The organism is Desulfamplus magnetovallimortis (assembly GCF_900170035.1).
Taxonomy (GTDB): Bacteria; Desulfobacterota; Desulfobacteria; order Desulfobacterales; family Desulfobacteraceae; genus Desulfamplus; species Desulfamplus magnetovallimortis.
The window spans coordinates 1-4,669 of sequence record NZ_LT828584.1; the positions used below are offsets into that span (position 1 = coordinate 1).

At 39.1% G+C, this 4,669-nt stretch carries 3 protein-coding genes; 1 reads left to right on the forward strand and 2 read right to left on the reverse strand.

Features of this window, described 5'->3' with window-relative positions:
- Positions 1-146: 146 nt before the first annotated feature.
- Complete coding sequence (locus MTBBW1_RS27040; RefSeq protein ID WP_080810080.1) at positions 147-1,310, forward strand: ATP-binding protein; 1,164 nt, start codon at positions 147-149, stop codon at positions 1,308-1,310.
- A 223-nt stretch (positions 1,311-1,533) separates the two neighbouring features.
- Here the strand turns inward: MTBBW1_RS27040 and MTBBW1_RS30505 are convergent, their stop codons facing one another.
- On the reverse strand, positions 1,534-1,677 hold the full coding sequence (locus MTBBW1_RS30505; RefSeq protein WP_139786936.1) for a reverse transcriptase N-terminal domain-containing protein: 144 nt from the start codon (positions 1,675-1,677) through the stop codon (positions 1,534-1,536).
- 726 nt (positions 1,678-2,403) lie between these two features.
- The coding region (locus MTBBW1_RS28850; protein WP_186441751.1) for a TolB family protein at positions 2,404-4,669 on the reverse strand (2,266 nt) is incomplete at its 5' end.

Genomic DNA, 4,669 nt, shown 5'->3' on the forward strand with positions numbered 1-4,669 from the left:
TGTTCCTAAGGGGTTTTTCTACTTGGTCATGCTTGTTTTATGGACAAATTTAAAGCTTGATTTGCAATTTGTCCATTTATATGTAATATATTAGTATTTCAGTAGGTTGTCAACTCATCAAAACAAGATTTGAAAAACAGGCTCTCATGAATTACATACCAAGAACACTTGAAAAACATATCAAATTACTGGCTTCCAAATTTCCGGTTGTTACTCTGACTGGCCCAAGACAATCCGGAAAATCAACATTGGTACGTCACGCATTTCCTGAAAAACCTTACATATCATGTGAAGATCCGGACATTAGACTTTTTGCAAGTCAAGATCCAAGAGGCTTTCTTAAGACCTATCCAAATGCTGTCATTGATGAAGCCCAGAAGGTGCCTGAAATTTTTTCATATATCCAGACAAAGGTAGATTTAGATGATGAGCCAGGCCAATATATCCTCACCGGTTCGCACGATTTTCTTCTTTTTGAAAAAATTTCACAATCCCTTGCTGGACGTACCGCAGTGCTGAGGCTTCTTCCATTTTCGCTTCAGGAAATTCATGGGTTCTGCAACTTTAAAAATCCTGATGAGTATCTTTTTAATGGCTTTTACCCAAGAGTTTATAAAATGAACATCATGCCCTATGATTTCTACTCTTCTTATATTCAGACGTATATTGAAAGAGATGTCAGATTAATTAAAAACATATCTGATCTTGGACAGTTCCAGCTTTTATTAAAAATGTGTGCTGGTAGAGTAGGGCAAATGCTTAACTTATCCTCTCTTGGAAATGAATGCGGCATTTCCCATACAACTGTAAAATCATGGATATCCATACTTGAGGCAAGCTATATTATTTTTCTTTTAAAACCCCATCATGTTAATTTCAGCAAACGCTTGGTTAAAATGCCCAAATTATACTTCTATGATACGGGGCTGGCTGCATTTTTACTGGGGATCAATTCAGTTGAACAAATTCAGACGCACTATAACAAAGGGGGTTTATTTGAGTCCTTTATTGTGTCTAACATCATTAAGAAGATGCTAAATGCCGGACAGGAAAACCGATGTTATTTCTGGCGAGACAAAAATGGTAATGAAATTGACTGTCTTGTGGAAAATGGAGAACAGTTGCTTCCTATAGAAATCAAATCCGGTAAAACAGTGACCAGTGATTATTTCAAAGGAGTGGACTATTATCGCAGGATTGCGGGAGAAAAAGCATCTCATCCTTTTATTATATACGGGGGAGACCATGAACAGATGAGAAGCAATGCTCATGTGATTCCATGGAAAAATGTGGACAAAATTCTATTTTAAACAGACATCACCTTAATAATAAAATGCCACATTGATATTCTGGTCATTGGTGTCTTGACATTTGATGAAATTCTATGACGGATCTCGTCCCAGTCGGGTAAGCGGGGGGTGTTGCCACCCCATAGAGCCGTTACCGGCTCACTCACTCCCCTAAGAACCGGACGTGTGGCTTTCACCACATCCGGCTCAAGCCTTTCAAAAGTCTTTGGTGAGACCCGACTTTTTAACCGTCCATTTCTGGCTTAAAAGCCTTCACAATACGCACCTGTAGACGACGTACGTTTCGATGTGCACGATTCCAATTTATGCCGTGCCATTCAATCGGTTTACGCAGGCTCGCGCCAACAGCTTCTATGGCTGTTCCCATTCTACGAATTCCTGTTTCTACATCGTTCTCAGATTATCTTGTGATGAAAGACCGTCCGGAAGTCTGCGCCTTTTCAGGTCAGGGCAAATCTTGAACCCCTATCCGCACCATTACAGCACGACATTTGCTTTTTCCGGAATCCTTTACCCGCTTGCCCATGGTCTCCCCTTACGGTTAGATTTCCACATGTGTGGAGGCAATCGGGCTTACCACGTTCCGCGTAAATATCTTAACAAGTGACTTAGGCTCCACCTTTAGACCGACGGCGCTACATCTGCGTCGGAAGAAAACATAGCTCCCGATCCTGGCCGCTCACCATTTTGGTTCAGGCATATCAGCACCTTTTGCCTGTTTGTAATGACGATCTTTATCAGTGATTCAATTATGTTAGCCATATCACTCACCCCTGGCTCCCAACCGCATCGGTGCTCGCAGTCGCCATCTCCCCTCACGGTTTGATGACCATCCGAAGATGAGGCTTCCTTTGTCCCCACGCTCTTTATTCAGCAGGTAGGGTATTGATGGCAGAACATTAGGTTATGTCATAAATTTCTTTAAGCATAACAAATATTTACGCGACTTCGTGTCGCACACGTTTAATTAATTACACCCAAAGATACCTGCTTGATTTTAGTCACACTCAAATTTAGTCTTAACTTTTTTGCTTGTGAGTAGATTATGTCACCTTAAAATAACAGAGCCATTTCTGACCCTGCCATAACCTATTTAATCTTCGTTCAGCCCAAATTCTACAATTTCAAAAACAACTTCTGGATCTGTACTTACAAGATGTAAATTTACCCAGAAAGACACTTTATCAAGATAAAATTCAGGAATGTGGAGGATTTCAGAGATCTCGTCGAATGTAGCGGGCTCGGGTAGGTTTGAAGTTAAGCCTTCAGTGTTTTTACCAATCCCCGTCAATACCAGTTGTCCATAAATATTTATCGACATATCAAACCAGTAGGATAGCCCTTCAAGTTGATATGCGTTTACATGTAATTTGTTTGATGCGACAGAAAAAGTGTTAATCAAAATGAGCTTTCTGGCATCAAGTATTGTAATCATGCCGTCATTGTCAAGATCACAAATAGAACACTCACTTGCTTGTTTATTTTTGTATTCATAAATAATATTGACATCATCTCTGTCAACATCTCCATCAAAGTCAAGATCGCCCTCTATAATGCACTCAATGAATTTATTATCCGGAGCTTTTTGCTCTTTCTCTCCATTACTATGATAATCGACTTCAAGTAAAATATTGGGGGCATAATTTATCTCCATCTTAGCTGTGGTATTTACCCCAACTGGAACATTTTTAAAAAGAGAGGTCTTTTTTGCTTGGCTATCAAGGAAAAAAGTCATCAGATCAAATGAGTCTCCCTCTTGGGCACCATCAGAAACAATATCTAAAGAATACTCTTTTGTTTTATCACCGTATAGAATTATCATCTTTCTATGATTTGAAAGGGGTATTGCAATTCCTGTTTCCATATCTCCCGCTGGCTCCCCAGATTCATCAAATCCGACCCAACTTCCATCACTACATTGAACTTTAGGACTCACAGGGGAAAAAATCACATATTTCATTAGATATTTTTGAATGCATGCCCATGTCATACATGGAAATCCTGGAAGGTATGACCCCCCTTTTCCATTCGTCCAATCTTCTTTAAAATAATCTTCTGTAGATTCTAGAAGATCAAGTACATGTTTATATCCCAAGGTTAAACAGTCTTTCAAAGCTGTGGTCGATGGCGCAATTCCCGCTGTTACTGCATTTAATTTCAAATCAAACGCAATCAACATGGTTGTTGCAATACCATCAGCTACTTTTATGGGATCATTATCCGCTTCTCCTTGAGTAATCAGATTAGTAGCTTGACAAATATCGTGTGATGTACCTACAAATGAAACAGCCTCCGCGGGGCTAAAAGATGTAAAAAACAAACCACACCCAACTTGTTCTCCACAAGCATAGAGAGCGTTGGCTAAGTCAGCATCAACTTGTTCTCCAGTATCTATTAGAATAGGGTTGTGAACATCAGGATCTGAATCAATTGCATCTGGGACTTGATCGTTATCTCTATCATTGGTGCCTGAAAATGCACTTCCAATGAAGTATGTCTCATTAGAATTGGAAGTATTTGTAAGATTTATAATCTCAGAACTATCAATATTAATAGAAAATAATTCACCCCCTTGAGAATACACTAAATGAGAATTATCTAACCAATAACATGCATATGCACCTTGCCCCAATGGGATAAGTGTTTTTTTATTCCCTCCAGAAGGCCAATCATGTATGTCAATTCCGCTCGGTGTGTAAATAGCCATAGTCCTTACAGCTACTTTTGAATAGTCCGGACTCCAAACTGCATAGCCTTCACCCCTACTACGACTTGAACTATTACCGGCCCAAGCAGAGTAAGTATTTGTATTTAAATCTAAAATATGAAATTCGTGCCTTCCTGCTGCATCTGACCACACTTCTGTATTTGAAAAGACTATTGTATTTTCATCAATCCAACCAAAGGATGTTTTATGTGTAGCTCGGCCTCTAACTGCATAACTGTTCATAATTTTTCGAAGATTAGTATTGTCGGTGCCAACAATCCAAGCTTCTTGTATGAAAAGGCCTTGATCTTCAACTCCTTTTCCAAAGATGATTTCATTGCCATCGGGGGAAATATCAAAATGATTTGAAGCGCCACCGCCACTTGGTACATTAGTGATTTCTTGGATTAAGTTTCCATTAAAATCAATCACTCTAAGATTTGCAACCCGCTTACCAGAAATATAATAAGAATAAACAATCTGCTGATTGTTTTTATTTATCCTAAAGCTCCCAACATTATACGGAGATTCTAAAAATGTTAATTGGTTTCCATAAATAATAGAAGTCCCATTATTCTCTACTGTCCAAATATTGTAAGCTCCTGAGATATCAGAATTGATGAAGCCATTAATCGTTGGATCGTTTTCATTG